We start from the raw sequence: 25,292 nt of genomic DNA, 5'->3' as shown, positions 1-25,292 counted from the left end.
CTCGATGGTAGTCAGATTGCCTAGCTGCAAGCGGTAAAGGCTGGTCCGATCTGGCAGATTGACCAGTGCTCGGTGGTCAACTTGTTTGGTGTGATTCGGCCCACTTGACTTGCCCGCATGACGCTTGCAGACACCCTCACCAACCAAGAGAAGCTCGCCGGACTCGGGCTGGCCGAGCTGGAGCAGCTCGTCGGCCTGGTGGCCTACGACGACAGCTCTGACCCGTTCCCGGTCACCGGCTGGGACGCGGTCGTATGGGCCGTCGGCAACGCCACCCAGACCGCCCACTTCTTCCAGAGCGCCTTCGGCATGGAGTTGGTCGCCTACTCCGGTCCCGAGACCGGAAACCGGGACCACCACTCCTACGTGCTGCGCAGCGGGGGAGTGCGGTTCGTGATCAAGGGCGGCGTCGCGCCCGACAGCGAGATCATCGCCCACCACGCCCGCCACGGTGACGGCGTCATCGACATCGCCCTCGAGGTGCCCGACGTCGACCGCTGCATCGCGCACGCCCGCTCCGCCGGCGCCACGGTGCTCGAGGAGCCCCACGACGTGACCGACGAGCACGGCACCGTACGCGTCGCCGCCATCGCCACCTACGGCGAGACCCGCCACACGCTCGTCGACCGGAAGGCCTACGACGGCCCCTACCTGCCCGGCTATGTGGCCCGCACCTCGACGTACAAGAAGCCCGAGGGCGCGCCCAAGCGTCTCTTCCAGGCGCTCGACCACGTCGTCGGCAACGTCGAGCTCGGCAAGATGGACGAGTGGGTCGACTTCTACGGCCGCGTGATGGGCTTCACCAACATGGCCGAGTTCATCGGCGACGACATCGCCACCGACTACTCCGCGCTGATGTCGAAGGTCGTCGCCAACGGCAACCACCGGGTGAAGTTCCCGCTCAACGAGCCCGCGATCGCCAAGAAGAAGTCGCAGATCGACGAATACCTGGAGTTCTACCAGGGCCCCGGCGCCCAGCACCTCGCGCTGGCCACCGGCGACATCCTGGCCACCGTCGACGCGTTGCGCGACGCCGGGATCGAGTTCCTCAACACCCCCGACTCCTACTACGAGGACCCGGAGCTGCGGGCCCGGATCGGTGAGGTGCGGGTGCCGATCGAGGAGCTGCAGAAGCGCGGCATCCTCGTCGACCGCGACGAGGACGGCTACCTGCTGCAGATCTTCACCAAGCCGATCGGCGACCGCCCGACGGTCTTCTTCGAGCTGATCGAGCGCCACGGCTCCCTCGGCTTCGGCAAGGGCAACTTCAAGGCCCTCTTCGAGGCCATCGAGCGTGAGCAGGAGCGCCGCGGTAACTTCTGATCGCCGAATCTGTAGTTGTGGGCGACGAAACTGTGGTTTCGTCGCCCACTTCTACGGTTTCGGCGGGGGTCAGCCGGCCTGGCTGACCAGGCGGACCGGCGCGTTTCCGGCGCCGTAGCCGTCGTAGCGATCGCGCCGCTCGACGAGCTCGAAGAAGACCTCGCCGACGGTCTCTGTGTAGCAGTGCAGGTACTCACCGTCGGCGTCGCGGTCGTAGAGCAGGTCGAGGTCGCGCAGGGTGGCGACGAGGTCGTCGGCGAGACCGAAGCGGGCGACGAGGTCGTCGTAGTAGTTGCCCGGCACCTTCAGCGGCCGCAGCCCGCGCTCCCGGGCAGCGGCGACGACCTCGATGATGTCGCGGCAGGCGAGCGCGAAGTGCTGTGCCTGACCCTGCTGCCCGTTCGGGAGCAGGTTGAGCGGAAGACGTACGCCGCCGGCCGGTGAGCTCATCACCTGGCTGCGGACGAGGCCGGCGGGTCCGGCGACCTCCTGGGTCGGCTGCGGGGTCAGCGACAGCACGCTGGTGTAGAAGAGGACCGCCTCGTCGAAGCTGTGCCACGGTTGGACCAGGTTGACGTGGTCGATCCGCGCGGCGTTCCCGTCGGGGCGAGACACTCCGCCGTCGAACTCGCCGATCCAGTCCTCGGCGTGGGAGAGGAACACCTCGGTGCCGTCCGGGGAGGTGAAGGCGCGCAGCGCCTGCTCACCCGCGTACGTCCGCCGGTGGACCGGTGGCGCCATCAGCCGTGCGGCTCGCTCGGCGGCCGGGTCCGAGTCGGCGACGTCGAACCCGACGGCCGCGATGTGCGGCTCGGGGGAGGCGCTGGGCACGTCGTTGCACACGACGCGGGCCGAGCCCCACGTCCACAGCCGCACCTGCTTGCTGCGGTGGCGGCCGCCGAAGTCGAAGCCGAGCTGCTCGAGCAGCACCTCCACCCCCGACGTGTCCGCCGCCTTGATCTCCACGAAGTCGAACGCCTCCGGTGCGGTCACCTCGGGCAGGCGGGGGAGCGGGCCGGCCTCCTCGCCGAGCAGCTCGGCGGTGCGGTCGGCGAGCCAGCGCAGCGAGCGCTGGGCCTGGCGGGCGGTGCGGACCGGGTCGGTCTGCCGGAAGGTGTCGTTGAAGACCTCCAGCGAGAGCGGGCCGTCGTAGCCGGCGCGGAGCACGTGGCCGAGGAAGGCGGGCAGGTCGAAGCTGCCCTCACCGGGGAAGAGCCGGTGGTGGCGGCTCCAGGAGAGCACGTCCATGCTGAGCGCGGGCGCGTCGGCGAGCTGCAGGAAGAAGATCTTCTCGGCCGGGATGTCCTCGATCTGCTTGGGGTCGTGGCCGCGGGAGAGGATGTGGAAGCTGTCCAGGCAGATCCCGACATTCGGGTGGTCGGCCAGCTCGACGATGCGCCACGAGCGCCGGTAGTCGTCGACGAAACGTCCCCACGCCAGCGCCTCGTACGCCAGCCGGATCCCGTACGTCGCCGCCAGATCGCTCAGCCGCCGCAGCTGCCCCGCGGACACCTCGTCGTCGTCGACCGTTGCGGTGCCGACGTTGCTGCAGACCAGCATCAGGTCCATCCCGAGCCGCTGCATCAGCCGGAACTTCGCCTCGGCCCGGTGCAGTACGTCGCCGAAGGCCGCCTCGTCGACGCCCTCGGCGTCGCGGAAGGGCTGGTAGAGGTCGAGGGTGAGCCCGAGCCGAGACGCCAGCGCCCGGATCTCCTCGGGGGACTGGGGCGCGGCGATGAGGTCGGGCTCGAAGATCTCGATCGCGTCGAAGCCGGCTTCGGCGGCGGCGTACATCTTCTGGACGAGGCCGCCGCTGAGGCAGACGGTGGCGATCGAGGTGCGCATGGTTCTCCGTTCGTGGCTAATGTACGAAACGGTACATACATTGCCATGCCTTGGGAAGAGGGTCGTGCTCTAGGCTCGGGGCATGGTTCAGTCGCGTGATGCCGAACGCACCCGGTCCGAGCTCCTCGAGGTCGCGACCGAGGTGTTCTCGGAGCAGGGCTATTCGGGCGCCCGGGTCGACGAGATCGCCGAGCGCACCCGCACCACGAAGCGGATGATCTACTACTACTTCGGCGGCAAGGAGGGGCTGTTCCTGGCCGTGCTCGAGGCTGCCTATCGCCGCATCCGCGATCTCGAGCAGAGCCTGCACGCCGGTGACCTCGAGCCGGTCGACGCGGTCCGGCGAATCGCCGAGCTCACCTTCGACCACCACGTCGACCACCCCGACTTCATCCGCCTCGTCTCCGTCGAGAACATCCACCGCGGCCGGCACCTGGAGAAGGTCGAGTCGCTGCGCGAGCTCGGCGCTCCGGCGGCCACCGTCCTCGACGAGGTCCTCGCCCGGGGTCGCGCCTCCGGCGAGCTGCGGTCCGATGTCGATGCCGTCGACGTGCACATGATGATCAGCGCCTACTGCGTCTTCCAGGTCGCCAACAGCGCCACCTTCGGCTACCTCTTCGGCCGCGACATGCTCGCCCCCGACGTACGCGAGCGCCACCGCCGCATCCTCGGCGACATCGTCGTCGGCTGGCTCACCGCCCACTGATCCCCGGCCGATAGAGCCCGTTCCTGCACCGCGGGGACGGGCTCTTTGCCGTCTGGGGGTTGACGAGTCCGGGCACGATGTGATGCCCTTCACTCTCGTAACGTACTAGTTCGTACATTAAGGATCGCCCAGATGAAGTCTTCGTTTCTCGTCGGCCTGATCGGTGCGGGTGTCGGACCCTCGCTGAGTCCGGCGCTGCACATGCGCGAGGGCCTCGAGCACGGGTTGTCGTACGTCTACAAGACGCTCGACGTCAACGATCTGGGTGTCCCGGCCGAAGGCGTGGGAGGCCTGATGAGGGATGCCCGGCGCCTCGGCTTCGACGCGCTCAACATCACCCATCCGTGCAAGGAGCTCGTGATCGAGCACCTCGACCGGCTCGACGAGACCGCGGCCCGGCTCGGCGCGGTCAACACCGTGGTCTTCACCGACGAGGGAGCTGTCGGCTACAACACCGACACGACCGGGTTCGGCCACGCGCTGCGTACCGGGATGCCGGACGCCCCGCTCGGCACGGTGGTGCAGATCGGCGCGGGTGGCGCGGGCTCGGCCGTTGCGCACGCGCTCGTGAGCCAGGGCGTCGGCCGGTTGGTCATCGCCGACATGGACCTCGACCGTGCCCAGGCACGGGTCGAGGAGATCCGGCGTCACCACCCGGACAGCGCCGTCGAGGCGAGCCACGTCGACGAGCTGGCCACGCTCGTGCCCGAGGCCGACGGACTGGTCAACTGCACCCCGATGGGCATGGCCGACCACCCCGGCACGCCCCTCGACACCAACCTCCTCCGCCCCGATCTGTGGGTGGCGGACATCGTCTACCGGCCTCTGGACACCGCGCTGCTGCAGGCCGCGCGCGAGGCCGGCTGCCGGACGCTCCACGGAGGCCACATGGCGGTCTACCAGGCCGTCGACGCCTTCCGGCTGATCACCGGCATCGACCCCGATGCCGAGCGGATGCTCGCCCACCTGCGCGAGCTGGCCGCGGCCGGCTGACCCTGAAATCTCATCCACCACCCCCCACAACCCGCGGTCAGGACCGCGGGACGAACCCCGAGGAGGACCCGATGGCGGGACCTGTCACCGACAGCGGAGAGAACCAAGAAGGCAAGACCCCGGTCCGGGCAGCGCTGGCCAGCTTCATGGGCAGTGCCGTCGAGTACTACGACTTTTTCGTCTTCGGCTCTGCCGCGGCCCTGATCTTTCCGCACGTCTTCTTCCCCAGCACCGGCGACGCCGCGCTGGTGATGTCGTTCGCGACCTTCGCCTTCGCGTACGTCGCCCGTCCCGTCGGCGCGATCTTCGTCGGTCACTTCGGCGACCGGATCGGCCGCCGGAAGGTCCTGCTGTTCACCCTCCTGTTGATGGGTGGCGGCACGTTCCTGATCGGCTGCCTGCCGTCGTACGACCAGGCAGGGTGGATCGCGCCGGCGCTGCTGGTGTTCTGCCGCCTGCTGCAGGGGCTGTCGGCCGCCGGCGAGCAGGCCGGCGCGAGCTCGCTCACGCTCGAGCACGCGCCCGACGACAAGCGCTCCTTCTACACCTCGTGGACGCTGACCGGCACCCAGGGCGGCCAGATCCTGGCTGCGCTGGTCTTCATCCCGGTCGTCGCGCTGCCGGACGAGATCAAGTACGGCATCGGCTGGCGCATCCCGTTCTGGCTCTCGGCGGTCGTGGTCGTGGTGGCGTTCTTCATCCGCAGCCGGCTCAACGAGACGCCGGAGTTCGAGGAGGCCAAGGCCAACAACGAGGTCGCCAAGCTGCCGCTCGCGGTGCTGCTGCGCGACCACTGGGCCGACGTGCTGCGAGTCATCTGCTGTGCCTTCATCGCCGCCGTCTCCACGGTCTTCGGCAACCTGGCGATCGCCTACGGAGTCGCGGTCGGCATGGTCGACTCGATCACGCTGTGGCTGGTCGTCGCGGCCAACTTCGTCGCGCTGTTCACCCAGCCGATGTTCGGCCGCCTCGCGGACCGGGTCGGGCGCAAGCCGGTCTTCGTCTACGGCGCCGTGGCCAGCGCGGTGATGATGCCGTTCTACCTGCTCTCGATGAGCCAGGGCAGCGAGCTGCTCGTCTTCGCGCTCGCGATCGTCACCTTCTCCTTCGGCTACGCCGCCGCCAACGCCACCTGGCCGTCGTTCTACGGCGAGATGTTCTCGACCCCGGTGCGCTTCTCCGGCGTCGCGATCGGCACCCAGATCGGCTTCATGCTGGCCGGGTTCACGCCGTCGATCGTCACCGCTCTGGGTGGCGTGAAGGAGGGCGGCTGGGTCGTCACCGCCGGCTACACCGCCGTCGTCTGCCTCGTCGCCTCGGTCGCCGCCCTGACCGCACGCGAGACCAAGGACGTACGCACCGCCGACCTCGGTCTGCGGACCTCCCGAGCCCCGCAGGGCGCCGTCGCCTGAGGGTGTTTCCGCTGGTCGAGCCGCGAGGCCGTCTGCGGCCGAGCGTGTCGAGACCAACACGGCCCCATAGAGCGCCGAGGGGACTGTGTTGGTCTCGACACGCCTCCGCCTAGCGGCTCCGGCGGCTCGACCAGCGGCGTCACTTCTCGCGGCGGCGACGGTTGCGGCGGCGTAGGACGTCCTTCAGGTCCGCCAGCGGACCCAGGTGGCCGAGCTTCTCGGGGTTGGTGACCGAGCGGATCCGCTGGATCTGACCGTCGAGGATGTCCAGGGTCCAGGTGCCGAGGATGGCACCGTCGGCGTCGCGCATGATGGCGCCGGGCTCGCCGTTGAGCTCGCGCTCCTCCAGGCGGGCACCGATCGCGAGCAGCGGCGGCACTGCCGTGACGAGGAAGCGGGCGGCCCTTTCGGCGCCGAACCGGCCACCGACGCCACCGGCCACGCCGCCACCGTCGTTGAGGGTCTCGACGTCGGCGGCCAGCAGCGCCTGGAGCCGGTCGACGTCGCCGTCGCGCAGCGCGTCGAAGAACCGGGAGGCCAGCTCGACCCGCTTGCGCCGGTCGGCCTCGAACCGCGGCTTGCCGTCGTCCATGTGGCGCCGCGCCCGCGAGGCGAGCTGGCGGCAGGCTGCCTCGGAACGGTCGACGGCGGCCGCGATGTCGGCGAAACTGAAGTGGAAGACCTCGCGCAGCACGAAGACCGCCCGCTCCAGCGGGCTGAGCCGCTCGAGCAGCAGGAGCGCGGCCATCGACACCGAGTCGGCCAGCTCGGTCGCGCGCTCGGGGCTGGCGTAGATGTCCTCGTGCTCGTCGACGCGGGAGTCGGTCGGCAGCGGCTCGGGGAACCACGGCCCGACGTACGTCTCCCGTCGGACGCGCGCGGAGCGGAGCACGTCGAGGGAGATGCGGGTGACGACGGTCGAGAGGTAAGCCTTGAGCGAGTCGGGCTCGGTCGAAGTGGCCTCCAGCCGGAGCCAGGTCTCCTGCACCGCGTCCTCGGCCTCGCTCACGCTGCCGAGGATGCGGTAGGCGATCGAGAACAGCAGCGGGCGAAGCTCCTCGAACTCGATCTCGGTCTCAGGTGTCACGTTTCCTCCTCGGACGACATCTTCCACCCTGGGACGACGCAGCGCCCGAGGTTGTGACATCGGCCGGCGTGGGTTCCAGACTGCTCTCGTGGGTCATCTGATCGCGGCCGGACCGCGCCACTCGCTCGGTGTCTCCCAGGACGGCACTGTCGTCGCCACCGGTGCCGGAGCGTCGGGGGAGTGCCGGACGACAGGCTGGGCCGATGTCATCGACGTGGCGGCGGGCAACGTGCACACGGCACCGAACACCGGACGCTCCCACAGTGTCGGGCTCAGGTCCGACGGCACAGTGGTGGCGACCGGGTGGAACAACGAGGGTCAGTGCGAGGTGAGCGACTGGCAGGACGTGACCGCCGTCGCCGCAGGCTGGCGCCGCACTCTGGGCCTGCGCGCCGACGGGACCGTGCTCGCCGCTGGAAGGCTCGCCGAAGGTGCCGGCGACGTGAGCACCTGGCGGGAGATCGTCGCGCTGGCGTGCGGCGACTGGCATTCGGTGGGCCTCAGAGCGGACGGGACCGTGGTCGCCGCGGGGAACAGCCGCCGAGGACAGTGCTCCGTCGACGGGTGGACCGGCATCACCGCGATCGAGGCCGGCTACCTTCACACCGTCGGCCTGACCAGCGCGGGGCGCGTCGTCGCGGTGGGAGACCGCACCGGCGGGGCCTGCGACGTCGACGCCTGGAGGGATGTCGTCGCGATCGCTGCCGGGAGCCGCCACACCGTCGCCGTCACCACCGACGGCCGAGCCATGGCCGTCGGTGGCAACGACGCCGGTCAGTGCGATGTCGCCGGCTGGCGCGAGATCGTCGCGGTGGCTGCCGGGTCCAGGCACACGCTCGGACTACGGGCGGACGGGTCGGTCGTCGCCACCGGGAGCAACGACCACGGTCAGTGCGACGTCACCGGATGGCCGCCGATCGGCCGGTGAGCTAGCGGTTCTCGGCCAGGAAGGCGTCCAGGTCCTCGAGGTCGTCGGTGTTGATGTGGTCGACGCCGGCGGCGAGCAGCTCGGTCCAGACCGCCTCGTGCGCGGGACCGTCGGCGTCCGGCGTCGCCCAGAAGCGCACCCGGTAGCCCTGGGAGTGGGCGTGGTCGACGATCTCGTGGAGCTTGCGGCGCTCGGTCTCCGGCATCGGGCCGATGCCCTGCCAGGTGAACACCTTGGTCCAGTTGTCGCTGACGAGCGGCATCAGCGACGCCGGCATCCCGGAGCGGAGGTCGCCCATCCGACCGTCGTAGAAGCTGAGCCGTCGAGTCGCGCTCCGCATCGTCTCCAGCGGCCGGTCGCCGCTGATCACGGCCTCGACGGGACCGTCCTTGACGACACCGTTCTCGTAGCGGGTGAAGAGCTCCTCGTAGCCGGCGAGCTCCTTCTCGATCGCCGAGTACGTCGCCTCGCCGGTGTTCTTGATGTCGATCAAGAGCTGGAAGGTGCCGTCGTAGCCCGGGTAGACGTCGCGGCCCTTGCCCTTGACGAGCTCCTTGAGCGGGGCGAGGTAGAGACCCTCCAGCGTCCGCGCCGGGTCGAGGTCGACCGCGTCGTGCGCCACCAGGAGCTCGCCGTCGACCAGCCACACGTCGGCCTCGACGCTGGTGAAGCCGTGCTCGAGCGCGTCGAACAGCGGGCGCTCGTGCTCGTAGTCGTTGTGCGCGTGCGCCTGCGGGTGCGGCGTACCGAGCTCTGCGGTCGTACGCGTGGAGTCGGTCGTGCCCGCGGCGGCGGCAGCGGGGGAGAGGAACGCCGCCGCCGCGAGCACCGCGGTCAGGGAGCGGACGAAGGTACGCATCGGGATCTCCTTCGGTGAGGGTGGACCTCAACCTGTCCGGACCGCGTGATCCCGCGGCGACCGCCGTACGTCCCCTGCCTGAACTCCTCCCGACGGGCTAGCCGAGGCAGACGAAGAGGGCCAGCCCGGCGTACGCGAGGTTGACCACACCCCGGGTGATCACGCCGCCGGTGGTGTCGCTGGCGCGGGTCGCGTGGGAGGTGTGACGCAGGTCGTCGAGGTGGACGAGCGTGTAGGCGAGGAACATCAGCACCGCCACGGCAGCCGCCCAGGTGCGGGTGGCCGGGACCAGCAGGCCGATCCCGATCACCACCTCGGCGACCCCCGAGGCGTACACCGTCGCCCGCTTGGCCGGCCACCACTCGGGGACCAGCGGTTCCACCTTGGCGGGCGTGACCAGGTGGGCCACCCCGACGACGATGACGAACGCGGCCAGGAGCCAGGCGACGATGGTGACGGCCAGGCTCACCGACTCCGCTCCTTCGTCAGCGGCATGACGGCTGCCGCCTGGACCCGTCCCGCGCGGGAGCGGTCCTTGAAGCCGAACGCGGATCCCGGACGGCGTGCCTCCATCGACAGCGCCCAGACCGTGCTGCGGCAGACCAGCTCCTTGATCTTCGCGGCCGGCACGCCACGGATCCGGCCGGCGACCGCGGAGTCGTCGCGACGAGCGAGGTTCACCAGGCCGCGCTCGCGGCCGATACTGATGCACTGACCCACGAAGCCGATGCTAGTGGCCTCAGGGGTCCCACCGGCCAGTCGTGTGAGCACTGTCTCGCCGGCGAGCGGACCGAGCTGGTTGGCGGCCTGGCAGCTCATCCGGTACGCCAGCCCCGACGGCGCCGCGGCGTCCCCGGTCGCGATGATCCGGTCGTCGTCGACGCTGGTCAGGGTCTCGTCGGTCACCAGCCGGCCGAGCTCGTCGGTGGTCAGCCCGCTCGCGCGAGCCAGGTCGGGCGCGGCGAACCCGGCGGTCCAGATCGTGACCGAGCTGGGCAGCTCGCGGCCGTTGTCGAGGCGTACGCGACCTTCCTTCACCTCGGTCGCCACGGCTCCCTCGACGATGCCGACGCCCAGCCGCCGCAGATCGCGCTCGGCGACGGCCCGGCCCTTCTCGTGCAGCCATGGTCCGAGCCTGTCGCCACAGATGAGAGCCACGTTCCGGCCGGCCTCGGCGAGCTCGGAGGAGACCTCGATACCGGTCGGCCCGCCGCCGACGACGATCACCGGGGCGTCGGCCGGCGTGGTGTCCAGCACGGCCTTGAGCCGGTTCGCCTCCTCGTAGGTCGAGACGCCGAAGGCGTGCTCCGCGGCGCCGGCGACCCGGGTGGTGCCGGCGCTGCCGACGGCGTAGACCAGGTAGTCGTACGTCATCTCCTGCCCGCTCCCGAGGGCGACGGTCCGCGCGCCCGCGTCGATGGAGACCACGGTGTCGACCGCCAGCTCCACGCGCGGGCTGAGCACGTCGGTGTAGGCCACCACGGCCTCCGAGGTGCCACCGACGAGCTGGTGCAGCCGGATCCGCTCGACGAAGTGGTCGCGCGGGTTGACCAGGGTGATGTCGATGTCGTCGCGCTTGGTGAGCCGGTTGGCGGCCATCACACCGGCATATCCGCCGCCGACGACCACCACCCGGCTCCTGCTCGAGGTTCCTTGGTTGCTCATACCCCAAGGACACCCGTCCCGCGAGGTCTGTGACATCAGGAGACCGTGACGGTGAACCTCGCCTTCGATCCGTCGGAGGCCGTGATCGTGCCGCGATACGTCCCCGGCGATTCGTACGCATGCGCAGCCGTCACCGCATAGACCCCGGCGGCGTGGAGCGAGTCCCGGGGCTCCGAGGTGGTGAACCGTGCGGGCACCGGAGCCGAACCGTCCCCGAAGTCGACGGTCGCCGTGAGCGGTGCGGTCAGCGACGAGCCGCCGGTGCTGTCCGCGTCGTCGACCTTGTCGACGGCGACCGTGGTCCCGTCGGTCTTGGTCCCGGGGGCGGCGAGCAGTCCGACCGACACCGGTTCGACCGACCCGGCCGAGGCCGCAGCATCGGTTCCGGCCAGCTCCGTCGACCAGGCGATCTGCGGCCCGTCGTAGAAGTTGGTGCCGGCTGCGGCCAGTCGCGGACCGACCGAGGCGAGCCGCGCCGCGAAGTCCGACGGCGAGCGCAGCGACTCCGCGGTCCAGCCGGTCTCCCCGTGCGCGAGGATGCGCGGGAAGATCATGAACTCGGCCTGGTCGACGCCCCGGATCGTCTCGGACCACAGCGGCGCCTCGGTGCCGAGGATGTGCTCGTCCCCGACACCCGCGATGACCTCCTGGGGGCTCCAGTCGTAGTAGTGCGCGACGTCGCAGTCGCCCGAGCACGCCTAGGAGAGCCCGATCGGCGTCTTCGGGTGGTACTTCATGTCGAGGTAGGACATGTTGCCCGGCGAGACGAGCAGCTTGGCGCCGTCCTCGAGGACGGCGCGCTTGGCGTGCTCGGTCGTGCCGGCCCAGTACTGCACACCGTCGCCCGCCGTGAGCCCGGACTCGGCGTACTCGTTCCAGCCGATCGTCTTCTTCCCGAGCCCGTGGACGATCTCGAGCGCGCGCTCGACGAACGCCACGTAGCCCTCGTGTCCGTAGCGCTGCGTCATCGCGTGCGACTCGTCGCCGCCGACGTGCAGGAACTCGGACGGCGTGAGCGCGGCGAGCTGCGAGAAGACGTGCTCGATGAAGGTGTAGGTCGCCTCGGAGTTCGGGTCGAGGTAGGAGTAGCCGACGTCGATGGTCCCGTTGTGCGGCGCCACCGGCTCGTCCTCGGTCGCCGGGTGGCTCGACCCGGCGGTGTTGAGCTGCGGGATCGCGGCCAGGGCGGCGTTCGTGTGGCCGGGGATGTCGATCTCGGGGATGATCTCGATCTCGCGCTCGGCGGCGTACCGCACCAGCGAGCGGTAGTCGTCCTGGGTGTAGAACCCGGTGTGGCCGTCGGCGCTCTGGTACGGGTTGCCGAGCACCGCAGTCGCGCCCGAGACCCGGGTCAGCGCCGTGTAGTCGATGTCGTCGCCGGCCGCGCGGCCGGCGTTGGTGATCTCGATCCGCCACCCCTGGTCGTCGGCCAGGTGCATGTGCAGCACCGAGATCTTGGCCGCAGCTGCGGCGTCGATGACCTGCTTGACCTCGCCGACGTCGAGGAACGAGCGGGCGACGTCGAGCATGAGTCCGCGATAGCCGAACCGCGGCGCGTCCAGGACCGAGACCGCCGGCACCGTCCACGTCGTGTTGACGCGCGAGGGAGATGCGGCGAACGCCGGCAGCAGCTGCCGAAGCGTCTGGGTGCCGTTGAACAGCCCGTGCCGACTCGCACCGGTGACCCTGACCCCCTTGGCCGTCGAGGAGATCTTGTACGCCTCCGGGCTGTCCTCGACCTCGCCGAACCCGGCCTCGGGGTCGACGGTCAGGACGACATCGCGAGGGGTCGGTCTGCCGGTGACGACCGGGAGGTCGAAGCCGGTCGCCGGGCGCAGCTCGGCGGCCAAGAGGTCGCCGACCTCGTCGGCGTCCGTACCGCGGGCGACGATGCGGGACTGCCCGGTCAGGACGAAATCCGGCCCGCCCTTCGCGCTCACCTGGAGCGGCTTCGGCACCAGGCCCGGCAGGGGAGCGTCGGACTCGGCCAGGCGTTCCGCCTGGGGTCGAGCCGTGGCGGATGAGGTGGTCGACGCGGCGATGAGCACGGTGGCGACGCCGACTGCCAACGCCGCTGTCAGAATTTGGATAGAGCCCGAACGAATCATGCGCATGCCTCCATCGACGGCGAACTCGGTCAACCATCGAGGGTATCGGGGTCGGCGCTCCGGCGTTGCGAAAACCGGCGATCGTCAGGCCAGGGCGGCGACCGCGTCCGCCAGATCGTCGACGGACCTACGCTCCGGGAGGCTGCCGTCGGGGCCGAGGCTGAGCTGGAACCCCATGAAGGCGGCGTCGATGACATGGGCCGCCCGCTCGGCGACGACGGGATCCACTCCGGACTTGGTCAGATGTGCGATCAGTCCGGCGATCCACAGTGTGTTGGCGTCCTGGACCGCGGTGGCGTACGGCTCCCTGCCGAAGAGACCGAGCGCGGCCGCCTCCACATAGATCCGGCTGCACCGGTCGCCCTCCATCACCGTCCAGAGGTCGTAGACCGCGGAGCGCAGGTCTTCGGAGGGGGCGAGCGCGGCGACCTCGGCGACCGACCGCTCGTTGGAAGTGCGCAGCACGTCGGCGACCAGCTGGTCCTTGGTGCCGAAGTGGTAGAGCAGCACGCGGTTGCTGGTGCCGAGCTCGGCCGCCAGCGGGCGCAGGCTCAGGCCGATCAGGCCGTGCTCGTGGACGTAGTCGGTCGCCAGCTCGGCCCAGGCTGCGCGGCGCTGTGGATCCTTCGCGGGCGCGGTGCCAGCAGTCGTCATGCGGCGACTGTAACAACTGGCAGCATCCTTTTGTATCACCTGGAACAAATTTGTACCACCTGCAACAAATTTGTTCTCCAGGCCCTTGACCTGGCCCTTCGCGTCCGCGCAGGATCATCTGGAATTCACCCGCGGTTGCCTGTTGAGCAACCCGACGCCGGAGGTTTCATGAGCCAGATCTACATCGACGGGCGCTGGGTGCCCGCGCGTTCGGGCGACCAGCGGGAGATCCGCTGTCCAGCCGACGGCGCGGTCGTCGGGACCGTTGCGGAGGCTGGAGCGGAGGACACCCGGGCCGCGATCGCCGCGGCGCGGAATGCTTTCGACAGTGGTGTGTGGCCGGCGACGCCCGCGCGGGAGCGGGGCGACCTGCTGCTGAGGGTCGCCGACCTGCTCGAGCGGGACACCGCGATCATCGCCCGGGCGGAGTCGCTCGACACCGGGAAGCGCCTGGTCGAGAGCGAGTACGACGTCGCCGACGTGGTCTCGGTGTTCCGCCACTTCGGTCACGTCGCCGCCGAGGACGCCGGACGCGTGGTCGACACCGGGAACCCCTCCGTCAAGAGCCGCATCGTCCACGAGCCCGTCGGGGTCTGTGGCCTGATCACGCCGTGGAACTACCCGCTGCTCCAGGTGGCGTGGAAGGTCGCGCCGTGCCTGGCCGCGGGCAACACCTTCGTGCTCAAGCCCAGCGAGCTCACGCCGCACAGTGCGATCCACCTGATGAAGGTGCTCGAGGAGGCGGGCCTTCCGGCGGGTGTCGGCAACCTGGTCCTCGGCGAAGGGCCGACCGCGGGTGCACCGCTGTCCGAGGATCCCCGCATCGACCTGGTCTCCTTCACCGGTGGCCTCGCCACCGGTAAGCGGCTGATGGCCAACGCCGCCGCGACCGTCAAGAAGGTCGCCCTCGAGCTCGGCGGCAAGAACCCCAACATCGTCTTCGCCGACTCCGACCTGGAGACGGCCCTCGACTTCGCGCTGACCGCGGTCTTCCTGCACTCCGGCCAGGTCTGCTCGGCCGGGGCACGGCTGATCATCGAGGAGTCGATCAAGGACCGCTTCGTCGACAAGCTGGTCACGCGCGCCGAGCAGATCCGTCTCGGCGGCCCCTTCGACGAGAACGCCGAGACCGGCCCGCTGACCAGCAGTGCCCACCGCGACAAGGTCGAGGCGTACGTCGCCAAGGGCCTGGCCGAGGGCGCCACCCTCCGCACCGGCGGCAAGCGCCCCGACGACCCCGCGCTCGCCGACGGCTTCTACTACCTGCCGACGATCCTCGACGACTGCACCACCGACATGTCGGTCACCCAGGACGAGTCGTTCGGCCCGGTCCTCACCGTGGAGACCTTCACCGACGAGGACGACGCCGTCCGGATCGCCAACGACTCCATCTACGGCCTCGCCGGCGCGGTCTGGACCAGCGACGCCGGCCGCGCCGAGCGGGTCGCCGCCCGGCTGCGGATGGGCACGGTCTGGATCAACGACTACCACCCCTACGTGGCCCAGGCCGAGTGGGGCGGCTACAAGCAGTCCGGTATCGGCCGCGAGCTCGGCCAGGCCGGGCTGGAGGAGTACCGCGAGACCAAGCACATCTGGCACAACATCGACCCGAGCCCGCAGCACTGGTTCGCGCCGCGCACCCCCGAGGAGAAGTGAAGAAGATGACCCAGACGTACGACTACGTCATCGTCGGCGGCGGATCGGCCGGATCGGCGCTCGCCAATCGGCTCAGCGCCGACCCGTCGACCAAGGTGCTGGTGCTGGAGGCCGGCCACAGCGACTTCAAGATCGACCCGTTCATCCACATGCCGGCGGCGCTGCCGTTCCCGATCGGCTCCAAGCTCTACGACTGGGGCTACGAGACCGACCCCGAGCCCCACCTGGGCGGCCGCAGGGTCTACCACGCCCGCGGCAAGGTGCTCGGCGGCTCGAGCTCGATCAACGGGATGATCTTCCAGCGCGGCAACCCGATGGACTACGAGCGGTGGGCTGCCGACCCGGGGATGAAGGAGTGGGACTACCGCCACTGCCTGCCCTACTTCAAGCGCATGGAGAGCCGCTTCCTCGAGGACGGCACCTCGGGCGCCGACCAGTGGCGCGGTGGCTCCGGGCCGCTCCACCTCGAGCGCGGCCCCGCCTCCAACCCGCTCTTCTCGGCGTTCTTCGAGGCGGCCCAGGAGGCCGGCTACCCGCTCACCGACGACGTCAACGGCTACCGCCAGGAGGGGTTCGCCCCCTTCGACCGCAACGTGAAGAACGGCCGCCGCTGGTCCGCGGCCCGGGCCTACCTCCACCCGGTGATGAACCGCCCCAACCTCAGCGTGGAGACCTTCGCCCACGCGACCAAGATCCGTTTCGACACCTCCGGCGACGTCCCGCGAGCGACCGGCGTGGACTACGTACGCGGCGTCGGCCGCGCCCGCAAGCACCACTTCGTCTCGGCGAAGGAGGTCATCTGCTGCGGCGGCGCGATCAACACGCCCCAGCTGCTCCAGCTCTCCGGTGTCGGCGACGAGTCCCTGCTGCGCTCGCACGGTGTCGACGTCGTGCACCACCTGCCCGGCGTGGGGGAGAACCTCCAGGACCACCTCGAGGTCTACATCCAGTACGCCTCCAAGCAGCCGGTCTCGATCGCACCCGGTCTGGTCTGGCACCAGCGGCCCAAGATCGCCTGGCAGTGGCTCTTCCAGAAGAAGGGCCTGGGCGCGACCAACCACTTCGAGGGCGGCGGGTTCGCCCGGTCCAACGAGGACGTGGACTGGCCCAACCTGATGTTCCACTTCCTGCCGATCGCGATCCGCTACGACGGCTCGATGGCCCCTGGTCAGGAGAAGGGCCAGCACGGCTACCAGGTGCACATCGGCCCGATGTACGCCGACACCCGCGGCCACGTCCGGATCAAGTCCGCCGACCCGTTCGAGCACCCCTCGATGCTGTTCAACTACCTCTCCACGCCCAACGACCGGCGGGAGTGGGTCGAGGCCGTGCGGGTGGCGCGCAACATCCTCAACCAGCCTGCGTTCGCGCCGTTCAACGCCGGCGAGATGTCGCCGGGGCCGTCGGTGGAGACCGACGAGGAGATCCTCGACTGGGTCCGCAAGGACGCCGAGACGGCGCTGCACCCGTCCTGCACCGCGGCGATGGGCACCGGCGAGATGTCGGTGACCGACCCGACCTCGATGAAGGTGCATGGCACCGAAGGACTGCGGGTGGTGGACGCCAGCGTCTTCCCGTACGTCACCAACGGCAACATCTACGCGCCGGTGATGATGGTCGCGGAGAAGGCCGCCGACCTGATCGCGGGCAACACCCCGCTGGCACCCTCGGACGCTCCCTACTACCGCCACCGCGACGACTCGCCCCTGTGGCCGGCGGGAGACCCGCGCAACCAGATCTGAAACCCGATCGTGACCCAAAGCCGGCGCCGGGCGGACTAGCCTCCCGGGCACCCCAACCGGAGGAGACAGCTCATGCCGGAGACCATCGACCCGACGCGTACGCCCTTAGGTGAACCTGCCGCGGCCCCAGACGAGATCCCCTCGACGAAGCCGGAGCTGAACAAGACCGTCTTCTTCGGCTCCGCCGGGGTGGTCGTCGCGTTCACGCTCTTCGCACTGCTCGCGCCGGATACGGCGGGCACGGCGATCGGGCACGTCGTCGGCTGGATCTCGAAGTACTTCGGCTGGTGGTACTTCGCACTGGCCGCGGCACTGATCGCGTTCGTACTGTTCATCTGCCTGTCCCGCCACGGGCGGGTCCGGCTCGGTCCGGAGGAGTCCAGGCCGGAGTACTCGATGTTCACCTGGACCGCGATGCTCTTCGCGGCCGGCATCGGTGCCGACCTGATGTTCTACTCCGTGGCCGAGCCGGTCTCGCAGTACCTCACCCCGCCGACCGGCGAGGGCGGCAGCGTCGCCGCCGCCGAGCAGGCCGTGACCTGGACGCTGTTCCACTACGGCCTGTCCGGCTGGGCGATGTACGCCGTGATGGGCATGGCGCTCGGCTACTTCTCCTTCCGCCACGGGCTGCCGCTCTCGATCCGCTCGGCGCTCTACCCGATCTTCGACAAGCGGGTCCACGGCCGGCTCGGTGACGGGATCGACCTGGCCGCCGTGCTCGGCACGATCTTCGGCATCGCCACCTCGCTCGGCATCTCGATCGCGCTGCTCAACGCGGGCCTCAACGTGCTCTTCGACATCCCCGAGGGCCGCGGCGCGCAGGTCGGCCTGGTCGTGGTCGCGGTGCTGCTCGGCACGATCTCGGCGGTCTCCGGCGTCGACAAGGGCATCCGCCGACTCTCCGAGCTCAACGTGCTGCTCTCGCTGGCGCTGATGCTCTACGTGCTCTTCTCCGACGACACCGCGTTCCTGCTCAACTCGCTGGTGATGAACCTCGGTGACTACCTGGTGCACCTGCCCGGGATGAGCTTCGACACGATGCCGTACGACACCGTCGAGAACGGCGACGTCGGGGTCTGGAAGAACCTGTGGACCCTCTTCTTCTGGGCCTGGTGGGTCGCCTGGTCGCCGTTCGTGGGGCTGTTCCTGGCGCGGATCTCGCGCGGCCGGACGATCCGGCAGTTCCTGGTGGGCGTGATGATGATCCCGTTCGGCTTCATCCTGCTGTGGGTCTCGATCTTCGGCAACAGCGCGCTGGGCCGGATCCGCGGCGGTGACGCCGAGTTCGGCGAGATGACCAACGCCAACTACGCCCAGGGCTTCTACGCCTTCCTCGACAACTACCCCGGAGCGATCGCGCTGGCAGCGCTCGCCACCCTGACCGGGTTCCTCTACTACGTCACGTCGGCCGACTCCGGCGCGCTGGTGATGGGCAACTTCACCTCGCGCCTGCCGCACCCGATGGCCGACTGCTCGATCCCGGTCCGGATCTTCTGGTCCTTCGCGATCGGCGCGCTGACCCTCGCCCTGATGTTCGCCGGCGGGGATGCGTGGCTGACGACGCTGACAAACGCCACGATCATCATGGGACTGCCGTTCTCGATCGTGCTCGCCCTGGTCGCCGTCGGGCTCCACCGCTCGCTACGGCTGGAGTCGTTCAAGTCCGACAGCGTGCGCTACTCGCTGCCGTCCGCGATCTCCTCGGCGCGCCTGGTCGGAGCGACCGACGGCAACGTACGTCCTTCGCTCGCGCAGCGGCTGCGTCGCTCGGTGACCTATCCCACCGCCGAGGACACCGAGCGGTTCATCGGCACGGTCGCCAAGCCGGTCCTCGACGAGGTCGCCGCCGAGCTCTGCTCCCACGGGCTGACGTCGGTGGTGCAGGAGACCAAGGCCGTACGCGGCATCGCCGGTGTCCAGATCCACACCGATCTCGGGGATGCGCCGGCGTTCGTCTACAAGGTCACGCCGCTGCCCTGCTCAGCGCCGAGCTTCGCGGTCGGCCGGGTCACCGGCGACGTCTACTTCCGAGCCGAGGTACACCTCGCCGAGGGCACCCAGGGCTACGACGTCAACGGCTACTCGCACGAGCAGCTGCTGGGGGACGTGCTCGACCAGTACGACCGCCATCTCACCTACCTGCACCTCGTCCAGCAGGAGCAGCTGCACGCCGAGGTACCCGAGAACTCGCCGTCAGCGGAGGACGAAGTCAGCGGAGCAGATCGGTGAGGTCGATCTTGACCGGGAACGGCACCGGCACGTCGAGCCGGTCGCGGAAGATCCCGGTCGCCACGTAGGCGTTGGTGAGGTCGTCGCGCTCGTAGACATGGATCGCGGGCGCGCCGTCCTCGTTCTCGATACGCCAGTAGTTGGAGATGCCCGCCTCGGCGTACTTCTGCGGCTTCACCGACCGGTCGCGGTGAGCCGACTCCGGCGAGACCACCTCGACCACCAGCACCACCGAGTCGGCGTCGTAGTACGAGGCCTGGTCGGAGATCCGGGTCGTGCTCACCAGCACGTCCGGCTCCGGCCGGTTGCGGCGGTCGAGCACCACCGTCAGCTCCCGATCCACCTCGAACCCGTCGGGTGCTTGCGCTGTCAGCGCGTTGGTCAAGGCCGTGACGAGCCGACTGTGCCAGCGACGCTGCGGTGACATGTTGAAGACCAGGACTCCATCGATGAGTTCGGTATGACGCGGCGCCTCGACGAGCATGTCGAGGTCTTCGGAGTACCAACCCTCCTCACGAGGAGGGTGCATCCAGTCGGGCAGCGCGGCCATGTGTCGAGGATAGCGCCTGTCTCCTGGTGAATCTCGCGTAAGCGACTGTTCTTTGCAGACCTCAGCCGAAGTCGATGAGCCGCCCATCCGCATGCAGGACACATCCCCGCCCGATCCAGGCAACAGCGCGCTCCTTGAACCCGACGGCGATGTAGGAGTAGCTCGGCGGGACCCAGACGAGCTCATAGTCGACACCACCGAGAGCCTCCTCAGTAGGACGAACAGCATCACCAGAAGGGTCGAGGCTGCGTACGGCCTGCTCGACGGAGTCGAAGTACTTCCGGCCCTCCTCGGAGAGCTCCTTGGCGCACCAGATGCACATGCCCAACGACTCGATCTGCCCCGGAGAGGCCATGACCGGGGCGTCGAGGCCGAGGAGCTGGGGACAGGCCCGGACGTGCAGGAGACGACCCGTCGCATGTGCCACGAAGAGGGTCTCGGGGGTCTCGAAGGGCATCCCAGGAGACTAGGGGAGCAAGGCATGCCCCGGGAGGTACCCAGAGCAAAGTCAGGACGTTCGGCCCCCGTGATCCGTGTGGCTCAGGTCACGTACGATCCGGGGTATGGCGCATTACCAACAGCGCGGGCACATCCCGCCCAAGCGGCACACCCAACACCGCGACGGAGAAGGGAATCTCTACTACGAAGAGCTCATGGGCGAGGAAGGGTTCTCCTCGGACTCCTCCCTGCTCTACCACCGCCACATCCCCTCGGCGGTGAAGGACGTACGCATCTGGGAGCTGCCCGACCACGGCACGACCCCCAACCACCCGCTCCGCCCGATGCACCTCGGGCTCCACGATCTCTTCCCAGGTGAGGAGTGGAAGAGCCACGACGCGGTCACCGGCCGCCGGCTGGTCCTCGGCAACGGCGACGTACGGCTCCACTACGCGGTGGCGGGGGAGACCTCGCCGCTCTACCGCAACGCGATCGGTGACGAGTGTGTCTACGTCGAGTCCGGGACCGGAGTCGTCGAGACGGTTTTCGGTGACCTGATGGTGGGGGAGGGCGACTACGTGGTGATCCCACGCGCCACCACTCACCGCTGGGTGCCGGTCGGCGACGCACCGCTGCGGGTCTACGCGATCGAGGCGAACTCCCACATCGCCCCGCCGAAGCGCTACCTCTCCCGGTTCGGCCAGTTCCTCGAGCACGCCCCCTACTGTGAGCGCGACCTCCGGCTCCCGACCGACCCGCAGATGGTCGACGTCGACGCCGATGGCGTCGAGGTCTACATCAAGCACCGCGGCCCGGGCGCCGGCGGTATCGCCGGCTCGATCCACGTCACCCCACATCACCCGTTCGACGTCGTCGGCTGGGACGGCTGCCTCTACCCGTACGTCTTCAACATCGCCGACTACATGCCGATCACCGGCAAGGTCCACCAGCCGCCGCCCGCCCACCAGGTCTTCGAGGGCAACAACTTCGTCATCTGCAACTTCGTGCCGCGCAAGGTCGACTACCACGAGCTCGCGGTGCCGGTGCCCTACTACCACTCCAACGTCGACTCCGACGAGGTCATGTTCTACGTCGGCGGCGACTACGAGGCTCGCAAGGGCTCTGGGATCGGCATCGGCTCGATCACCCTCCACCCCGGCGGCCACGCCCACGGTCCGCAGCCGGGCGCGATGGAGCGCAGCCTGGGTGCCGAGTTCTTCGACGAGCTCGCGGTCATGGTCGACACCTTCCGGCCGCTCGAGGTCGGCGAGGCCGGCGCCGCGGTCGACGACGGCAAGTACGCCTGGACCTGGGCAGGGGGCCGCCAGTGACGTCGTGGCTGGACATCAAGGACAGTCAGTTCGGCCTCGAGGCGCTTCCGTACGCCACCTTCCGCACCACCGCGAATCCCACCCCGCGACTCGGGGTGCGGATCGGTGACCTCGTGCTCGACGTCGCCGCGTCGGCAGAGGATCTCGCCGCGGTGTGCGCGGGCGGGCTCGACGGCCTGCTCGCGGCGGGCCCGGAGGCGTGGGCGCAGGTGCGGGCGGAGGTGACCCGGCTGCTCAGCGACCCGACCTGCGAGGCCGAGGTGCGCCCACACCTGGTGCCGCTGGAGGAGGCCGACCTGCTGCTGCCGTTCACGGTCGCCGACTACGTCGACTTCTACGCCTCCGAGCACCACGCCTCCAACGTCGGGAAGATGTTCCGTCCCGACTCCGAGCCGCTGACGCCCAACTGGAAGCATCTTCCGATCGGCTACCACGGGCGCTCCGGCACCGTCGTCGTCTCCGGCACGGACATCGTCCGGCCGACGGGGCTGCGCAAGACCCCTGACGGGATCGTGGACGGTCCCTCGATCCGGCTCGACATCGAGGCCGAGCTCGGGTTCGTGGTCGGCGTCGGCTCCGAGCAGGGCACCCCGGTGCCGCTCACCGAGGCCGCCGACCACATCTTCGGGATCACGCTGCTCAACGACTGGTCGGCGCGCGACATCCAGGCGTGGGAGTACGTCCCGCTGGGCCCGTTCCTCGGCAAGTCCTTCGCCACCTCGATCTCGCCGTGGGTCCTCCCGCTCGCGGCGCTCGACGCGGCCCGGGTGAGCCCTCCGGAACGAGACGTTCCGCTGACCGGCTATCTGGACGACTCCGCGCTCGACCCCTGGGGTCTCGACCTCGCCCTCGAGGTGCGGCTCAACGGCACGCTGGTCGCCGAGCCGCCGTACGCCGCGATGTACTGGACCGCCCCGCAGATGCTCGCGCACATGACCGCCAACGGCGCGTCCCTGCGCGTCGGCGACCTGTTCGCCAGCGGCACGATCAGCGGCCCGGAGCCGGGCCAGCGCGGGTCGTTCCTCGAGCTCAGCTGGTCGGGAGCCGAACCGTTCAAGCTGGACGACGGCTCGGTGCGTACGTTCCTGGAGGACGGCGACGAGGTCACCATCACTGCCACCGCCCCCGCCGCGGGCGGCGGCCGGATCGCCCTCGGCGAGGTCAGTGGGCAGATCCTGCCCGCGAGGGAGCGGCCGTGACGTCGGTCTACGAGTTCACGCCCCGCTACTACGAGGTCGACATGCAGGGGGTGATGTTCAACAGCTGGTACCTCGGCTACGTCGACGAGGCGATGAACCACTACATCGACGCCCGCGGGGTGCCCTATCCCCGCTGGCAGGAGCTCGGGGTCGACGTCCATCTCGCCCATGCCGACCTCGACTGGAAGGCCGGCATCGGCTTCGGCGACCGGGTCCAGGTGGCGGTGCGCACCTCCCGGGTCGGCACGAAGAGCTTCACGCTCGAGTTCGAGTTCCGCCGCGGCGAGGACGTCGCCTGCGCCGTGTCGGTCGTCTACGTCGTCGTCGCGACCGACGGATCGGGCACGACCGCCATCCCGCCGGAGATCGTCGCCGCGATCGAATAGTCGCAAGAACGGTCAAGCGAGGCCCGGACCGTCGGTGTGAGACTCGTCGAGTGCACGAGACAGAAGAAGAGATCGCCGACCTGCAACGCCTCCTGGACGCCTCGATCGGCCGCGCGAGCGGCCATCTGACCGGCATCGTGAACGACGATCATCGCCTGAACGCCCGTCAGCTCGTCACCGAGCTGACGGGCATGAAGGTGTTGGTGCTGGCCACCGTGACCGCCCGCGGCGAGCCGCGGACGAGCTGCGTCGACGGCCACTTCCTGCACGGCCGCTGGCTGTTCGGGACGTCGCCCACCGCGGTCAAGGCCAAGCACATGCTCGCCCGCCCGGCGGTCAGCGCGACCCACGTCGACGGCGAGCGCCTCGGCGTCTTCGCCCACGGGCAGGCGCACGTGGTCTCCGAGGGGCCCGAGTTCGAGGCGCACAACGCCTACTTCACCGAGTTCTACGGCTCCGACCCACAGACCTGGGAGGGACCGGGCGTCGTCTACGCGACCATCGAGCCGGCCTGGATGGTCGCGTACGCCGCGGAGGCTGCTTCGTTTCCGGCGGGCTGAAAGACTTTACGGCCGAGTCGGCGCATCAGCCCCCTCTCGCTCGCTTCGCTTCGCGAGGCACGGGGGCAGATCCGCCGACTCGGCACCACTGGCAAGGCTTTTCTTGATCTCGGTCTTGAGCACCTTGCCGACCTTCGACCTCGGCAGGTCCGGCCAGACCTCGATCTGCTTCGGAGTCTTGACCGCGCCGATCCGCTCCTTGACGTACGCCTTGAGGTCGGCGACGTCGACCTCGGCGCCGGGCCGGGGGAGGACGACGGCGGTGACGCGCTCGCCCCACTTCTCGTCGGGCAGCCCGACCACGGCGCAGTCGGCGATGGCGGGATGGGTCATCAGCGCCTGCTCGACCTCGGTCGAGTAGACGTTGAACCCACCGGTGATCACCATGTCCTTGGCGCGGTCGACGATGTGCAGGAAGCCGTCCTCGTCGAGGAAGCCGATGTCGCCGGTGTGGTGCCAGCCGTGCGCGCTCGCCTCGGCGGTGGCCTCGGGGTTGTCGAGGTAGCCGCGCATCACCAGGGAGCTGCGTACGACGATCTCGCCTCGCTCCCCGGAGTCGAGCAGCGCGCCGCGCTCGCCCATGATCGAGACGGTCACCAGCGGCGCCGGACGTCCGGCCGAGGAGAGCCGCTCTGTCGCGACCGTCCCGTCCCCGCGGAAGTGGTCGGCGGGGGACATGGTGGCGATCATCATCGGCGCCTCGGTCTGCCCGAACAGCTGCGCCATGACCGGCCCGATCCGGGTCAGCGCCTCTTCCAGGCGCGTCGCCGACATCGGCGCCGCGCCGTACCAGAAGCAGCGCAGCGACCTGAGGTCCGTCGACGGCAGCGCCGGGTGGTCCAGCACGAGGTAGATCAGCGTCGGCGGCAGGAACGTGTGGGTCACCTGGTGGCGCTCGACGTGCTCGAGGAACGCCCCCACGTCCGGCGTACGCATCACCACGATCTTCCCGCCGAGGCACAGCACCGGGAAGCAGAGCACCCCGGCGGCATGGGTGAGCGGCGCGAGAGCGAGATAGGTCGGACGCTCGGGCGCACCCGGCCACGGATAGGCCATCAGCGTGATCGCCGACATCGTCTCCAGGTTGGTGCCGGTGAGCATGACGCCCTTGGGTCGCCCGGTGGTCCCGCCGGTGCCCACGACCATGGCGAGGTCGTCGACGGACGAGTCCGGCTCGAACGCGTCGGGTGAGCCGAGGAAGTCGTCCCAGCTGATCGCCCAGTCGTAGGCCGCGTCGAGGCAGACGAGCGTGGTCAGCTCAGGAAGGTCGCCGCGGATCTGGTCGACCAGGCCGGCGAAGGCCGACTGGAAGATCAGCGCCGAGCAGCCGAACAGGTCGAGGAGCTCTCGGTTCTCGGCCGCCTCGCTGCGCGGGTTGATCGGGCACCAGACGCCCCCTGCGCGGCTGATCCCGAAGACGGAGGCGAAGGCGACCGGATCGTTGGCCGAGAGGATGGCGACCTTCGCTCCCGGGGCGACGCCGCGGGCCCGCAGGCCCGCGGCGACGCGCACCGAGAGGTCGACGACCTCGGCGTACGTCCAGGTGTCGTCACCGCAGACGAGGCAGGGTGCGTCGCCTCCGAGCGAGGCACCCTTGTCCAGGTAGTCGACGAGGCGCATC

The 25,292-nt window shown here is 69.5% G+C and carries 21 protein-coding genes and 1 pseudogene; 12 read left to right on the top strand and 10 right to left on the bottom strand.

The annotated features are described in order from the left end of the window. Positions 1-117: 117 nt before the first annotated feature. Positions 118-1,323, top strand: a complete 1,206-nt coding sequence (hppD, locus tag G5C66_RS00465) for a 4-hydroxyphenylpyruvate dioxygenase (protein ID WP_165108640.1) — start codon at positions 118-120, stop codon at positions 1,321-1,323. A 69-nt stretch (positions 1,324-1,392) separates the two neighbouring features. On the opposite strand, the gene G5C66_RS00460 is transcribed toward hppD, so the two are convergent. Next, on the bottom strand, positions 1,393-3,168 hold the full coding sequence (locus tag G5C66_RS00460; RefSeq protein WP_165108638.1) for a bifunctional sugar phosphate isomerase/epimerase/4-hydroxyphenylpyruvate dioxygenase family protein: 1,776 nt from the start codon (positions 3,166-3,168) through the stop codon (positions 1,393-1,395). Positions 3,169-3,250: 82 nt separating this feature from the next. On the opposite strand from G5C66_RS00460, the gene G5C66_RS00455 reads away from it, so the two are divergent. The 3 genes from G5C66_RS00455 to G5C66_RS00445 all read left to right on the top strand — a co-directional run bounded on the left by G5C66_RS00455 (position 3,251) and on the right by G5C66_RS00445 (position 6,279). Next, a complete protein-coding gene (locus tag G5C66_RS00455; RefSeq protein ID WP_165108636.1) occupies positions 3,251-3,874 on the top strand; it encodes a TetR/AcrR family transcriptional regulator in 624 nt (207 codons plus the stop codon). Between the two features lie 132 nt (positions 3,875-4,006). After that, entirely contained in the window at positions 4,007-4,867 is an 861-nt protein-coding gene (locus G5C66_RS00450) for a shikimate dehydrogenase (protein ID WP_165108634.1), read from the top strand. Between the two features lie 71 nt (positions 4,868-4,938). Beyond that, complete coding sequence (locus tag G5C66_RS00445; protein WP_165108632.1) at positions 4,939-6,279, top strand: MFS transporter; 1,341 nt, start codon at positions 4,939-4,941, stop codon at positions 6,277-6,279. Positions 6,280-6,418: 139 nt separating this feature from the next. Here G5C66_RS00445 and G5C66_RS00440 read toward each other — a convergent pair whose 3' ends face one another. Continuing rightward, positions 6,419-7,366, bottom strand: coding sequence for an RNA polymerase sigma-70 factor (locus G5C66_RS00440; protein ID WP_165108630.1), 948 nt, complete (start codon positions 7,364-7,366; stop codon positions 6,419-6,421). An 88-nt stretch (positions 7,367-7,454) separates the two neighbouring features. Here G5C66_RS00440 and G5C66_RS00435 point away from each other — a divergent pair, with 88 nt between their 5' ends. Beyond that, a complete protein-coding gene (locus tag G5C66_RS00435; RefSeq protein WP_165108628.1) occupies positions 7,455-8,294 on the top strand; it encodes an RCC1 domain-containing protein in 840 nt (279 codons plus the stop codon). Position 8,295: 1 nt separating this feature from the next. Here the strand turns inward: G5C66_RS00435 and G5C66_RS00430 are convergent, their stop codons facing one another. The 5 genes and pseudogenes from G5C66_RS00430 to G5C66_RS00405 all read right to left on the bottom strand — a co-directional run bounded on the left by G5C66_RS00430 (position 8,296) and on the right by G5C66_RS00405 (position 13,580). Next, positions 8,296-9,153, bottom strand: coding sequence for a phosphatidylinositol-specific phospholipase C/glycerophosphodiester phosphodiesterase family protein (locus tag G5C66_RS00430; protein WP_165108626.1), 858 nt, complete (start codon positions 9,151-9,153; stop codon positions 8,296-8,298). Between the two features lie 97 nt (positions 9,154-9,250). Then, positions 9,251-9,622, bottom strand: a complete 372-nt coding sequence (locus tag G5C66_RS00425; RefSeq protein ID WP_165108624.1) for a DoxX family protein — start codon at positions 9,620-9,622, stop codon at positions 9,251-9,253. Further along, positions 9,619-10,818, bottom strand: a complete 1,200-nt coding sequence (locus G5C66_RS00420) for an NAD(P)/FAD-dependent oxidoreductase (RefSeq protein WP_165108622.1) — start codon at positions 10,816-10,818, stop codon at positions 9,619-9,621. Before G5C66_RS00420 ends, G5C66_RS00425 begins: the two co-directional genes overlap by 4 nt. A gap of 35 nt (positions 10,819-10,853) precedes the next feature. Next, a pseudogene (locus tag G5C66_RS00410) lies at positions 10,854-12,776 on the bottom strand (family 20 glycosylhydrolase). Between the two features lie 234 nt (positions 12,777-13,010). After that, positions 13,011-13,580, bottom strand: coding sequence for a TetR/AcrR family transcriptional regulator (locus G5C66_RS00405; protein ID WP_165108618.1), 570 nt, complete (start codon positions 13,578-13,580; stop codon positions 13,011-13,013). A 168-nt stretch (positions 13,581-13,748) separates the two neighbouring features. Between G5C66_RS00405 and G5C66_RS00400 the strand changes: the two genes are divergently transcribed. From G5C66_RS00400 to betT, 3 genes are all read left to right on the top strand, one after another. Beyond that, positions 13,749-15,236, top strand: coding sequence for an aldehyde dehydrogenase family protein (locus G5C66_RS00400; protein WP_165108616.1), 1,488 nt, complete (start codon positions 13,749-13,751; stop codon positions 15,234-15,236). Between the two features lie 5 nt (positions 15,237-15,241). After that, positions 15,242-16,978, top strand: a complete 1,737-nt coding sequence (betA, locus tag G5C66_RS00395; protein WP_165109257.1) for a choline dehydrogenase — start codon at positions 15,242-15,244, stop codon at positions 16,976-16,978. A gap of 72 nt (positions 16,979-17,050) precedes the next feature. After that, positions 17,051-19,207: a choline BCCT transporter BetT gene (betT, locus tag G5C66_RS00390; protein ID WP_165108614.1), complete on the top strand. Its 2,157-nt coding sequence runs from the start codon at positions 17,051-17,053 to the stop codon at positions 19,205-19,207. Here betT and G5C66_RS00385 read toward each other — a convergent pair. Both G5C66_RS00385 and G5C66_RS00380 read right to left on the bottom strand, forming a co-directional pair. Continuing rightward, positions 19,188-19,757: a Uma2 family endonuclease gene (locus G5C66_RS00385; protein WP_165108612.1), complete on the bottom strand. Its 570-nt coding sequence runs from the start codon at positions 19,755-19,757 to the stop codon at positions 19,188-19,190. The genes betT and G5C66_RS00385 overlap by 20 nt on opposite strands. 61 nt (positions 19,758-19,818) lie before the next feature. Beyond that, positions 19,819-20,214: a hypothetical protein gene (locus tag G5C66_RS00380; protein ID WP_165108610.1), complete on the bottom strand. Its 396-nt coding sequence runs from the start codon at positions 20,212-20,214 to the stop codon at positions 19,819-19,821. A gap of 106 nt (positions 20,215-20,320) precedes the next feature. Between G5C66_RS00380 and G5C66_RS00375 the strand changes: the two genes are divergently transcribed. From G5C66_RS00375 to G5C66_RS00360, 4 genes are read left to right on the top strand one after another with little or no spacing between them, the layout of a single operon-like run. Then, on the top strand, positions 20,321-21,526 hold the full coding sequence (locus G5C66_RS00375) for a homogentisate 1,2-dioxygenase (RefSeq protein WP_165108608.1): 1,206 nt from the start codon (positions 20,321-20,323) through the stop codon (positions 21,524-21,526). Further along, positions 21,523-22,725, top strand: a complete 1,203-nt coding sequence (gene fahA, locus G5C66_RS00370; RefSeq protein ID WP_165108606.1) for a fumarylacetoacetase — start codon at positions 21,523-21,525, stop codon at positions 22,723-22,725. The genes G5C66_RS00375 and fahA overlap by 4 nt, the downstream gene beginning before the upstream one ends. After that, positions 22,722-23,111, top strand: coding sequence for a thioesterase family protein (locus G5C66_RS00365; RefSeq protein WP_165108604.1), 390 nt, complete (start codon positions 22,722-22,724; stop codon positions 23,109-23,111). The genes fahA and G5C66_RS00365 overlap by 4 nt, the downstream gene beginning before the upstream one ends. A 50-nt stretch (positions 23,112-23,161) precedes the next feature. Then, complete coding sequence (locus tag G5C66_RS00360) at positions 23,162-23,671, top strand: pyridoxamine 5'-phosphate oxidase family protein (RefSeq protein ID WP_165108602.1); 510 nt, start codon at positions 23,162-23,164, stop codon at positions 23,669-23,671. Between the two features lie 6 nt (positions 23,672-23,677). Here G5C66_RS00360 and G5C66_RS00355 read toward each other — a convergent pair whose 3' ends face one another. After that, positions 23,678-25,291: an acyl-CoA synthetase gene (locus tag G5C66_RS00355; RefSeq protein ID WP_241248101.1), complete on the bottom strand. Its 1,614-nt coding sequence runs from the start codon at positions 25,289-25,291 to the stop codon at positions 23,678-23,680. Position 25,292 lies beyond the last annotated feature (1 nt).

Origin of the sequence: Nocardioides turkmenicus, assembly GCF_011045035.1 — a bacterium.
Lineage (GTDB): Bacteria > Actinomycetota > Actinomycetes > Propionibacteriales > Nocardioidaceae > Nocardioides > Nocardioides turkmenicus.
The sequence above is the reverse complement of the archived record's forward strand: the minus strand, read 5'-3'. Positions and strand labels throughout refer to the sequence as shown.

Excerpts from the sequence above, each read along its gene's own strand:
- hppD (WP_165108640.1), top strand. The coding sequence starts at position 118 with ATGACGCTTGCAGACACCCTCACCAACCAAGAGAAGCTCGCCGGACTC.
- G5C66_RS00460 (WP_165108638.1), bottom strand. The coding sequence starts at position 3,168 with ATGCGCACCTCGATCGCCACCGTCTGCCTCAGCGGCGGCCTCGTCCAG.
- G5C66_RS00455 (WP_165108636.1), top strand. The coding sequence starts at position 3,251 with ATGGTTCAGTCGCGTGATGCCGAACGCACCCGGTCCGAGCTCCTCGAG.
- G5C66_RS00450 (WP_165108634.1), top strand. The coding sequence starts at position 4,007 with ATGAAGTCTTCGTTTCTCGTCGGCCTGATCGGTGCGGGTGTCGGACCC.
- G5C66_RS00445 (WP_165108632.1), top strand. The coding sequence starts at position 4,939 with ATGGCGGGACCTGTCACCGACAGCGGAGAGAACCAAGAAGGCAAGACC.
- G5C66_RS00430 (WP_165108626.1), bottom strand. The coding sequence starts at position 9,153 with ATGCGTACCTTCGTCCGCTCCCTGACCGCGGTGCTCGCGGCGGCGGCG.
- G5C66_RS00420 (WP_165108622.1), bottom strand. The coding sequence starts at position 10,818 with ATGAGCAACCAAGGAACCTCGAGCAGGAGCCGGGTGGTGGTCGTCGGC.
- G5C66_RS00405 (WP_165108618.1), bottom strand. The coding sequence starts at position 13,580 with ATGACGACTGCTGGCACCGCGCCCGCGAAGGATCCACAGCGCCGCGCA.
- G5C66_RS00400 (WP_165108616.1), top strand. The coding sequence starts at position 13,749 with ATGAGCCAGATCTACATCGACGGGCGCTGGGTGCCCGCGCGTTCGGGC.
- betA (WP_165109257.1), top strand. The coding sequence starts at position 15,242 with ATGACCCAGACGTACGACTACGTCATCGTCGGCGGCGGATCGGCCGGA.
- betT (WP_165108614.1), top strand. The coding sequence starts at position 17,051 with ATGCCGGAGACCATCGACCCGACGCGTACGCCCTTAGGTGAACCTGCC.
- G5C66_RS00385 (WP_165108612.1), bottom strand. The coding sequence starts at position 19,757 with ATGGCCGCGCTGCCCGACTGGATGCACCCTCCTCGTGAGGAGGGTTGG.
- G5C66_RS00380 (WP_165108610.1), bottom strand. The coding sequence starts at position 20,214 with ATGCCCTTCGAGACCCCCGAGACCCTCTTCGTGGCACATGCGACGGGT.
- G5C66_RS00375 (WP_165108608.1), top strand. The coding sequence starts at position 20,321 with ATGGCGCATTACCAACAGCGCGGGCACATCCCGCCCAAGCGGCACACC.
- G5C66_RS00355 (WP_241248101.1), bottom strand. The coding sequence starts at position 25,291 with ATGCGCCTCGTCGACTACCTGGACAAGGGTGCCTCGCTCGGAGGCGAC.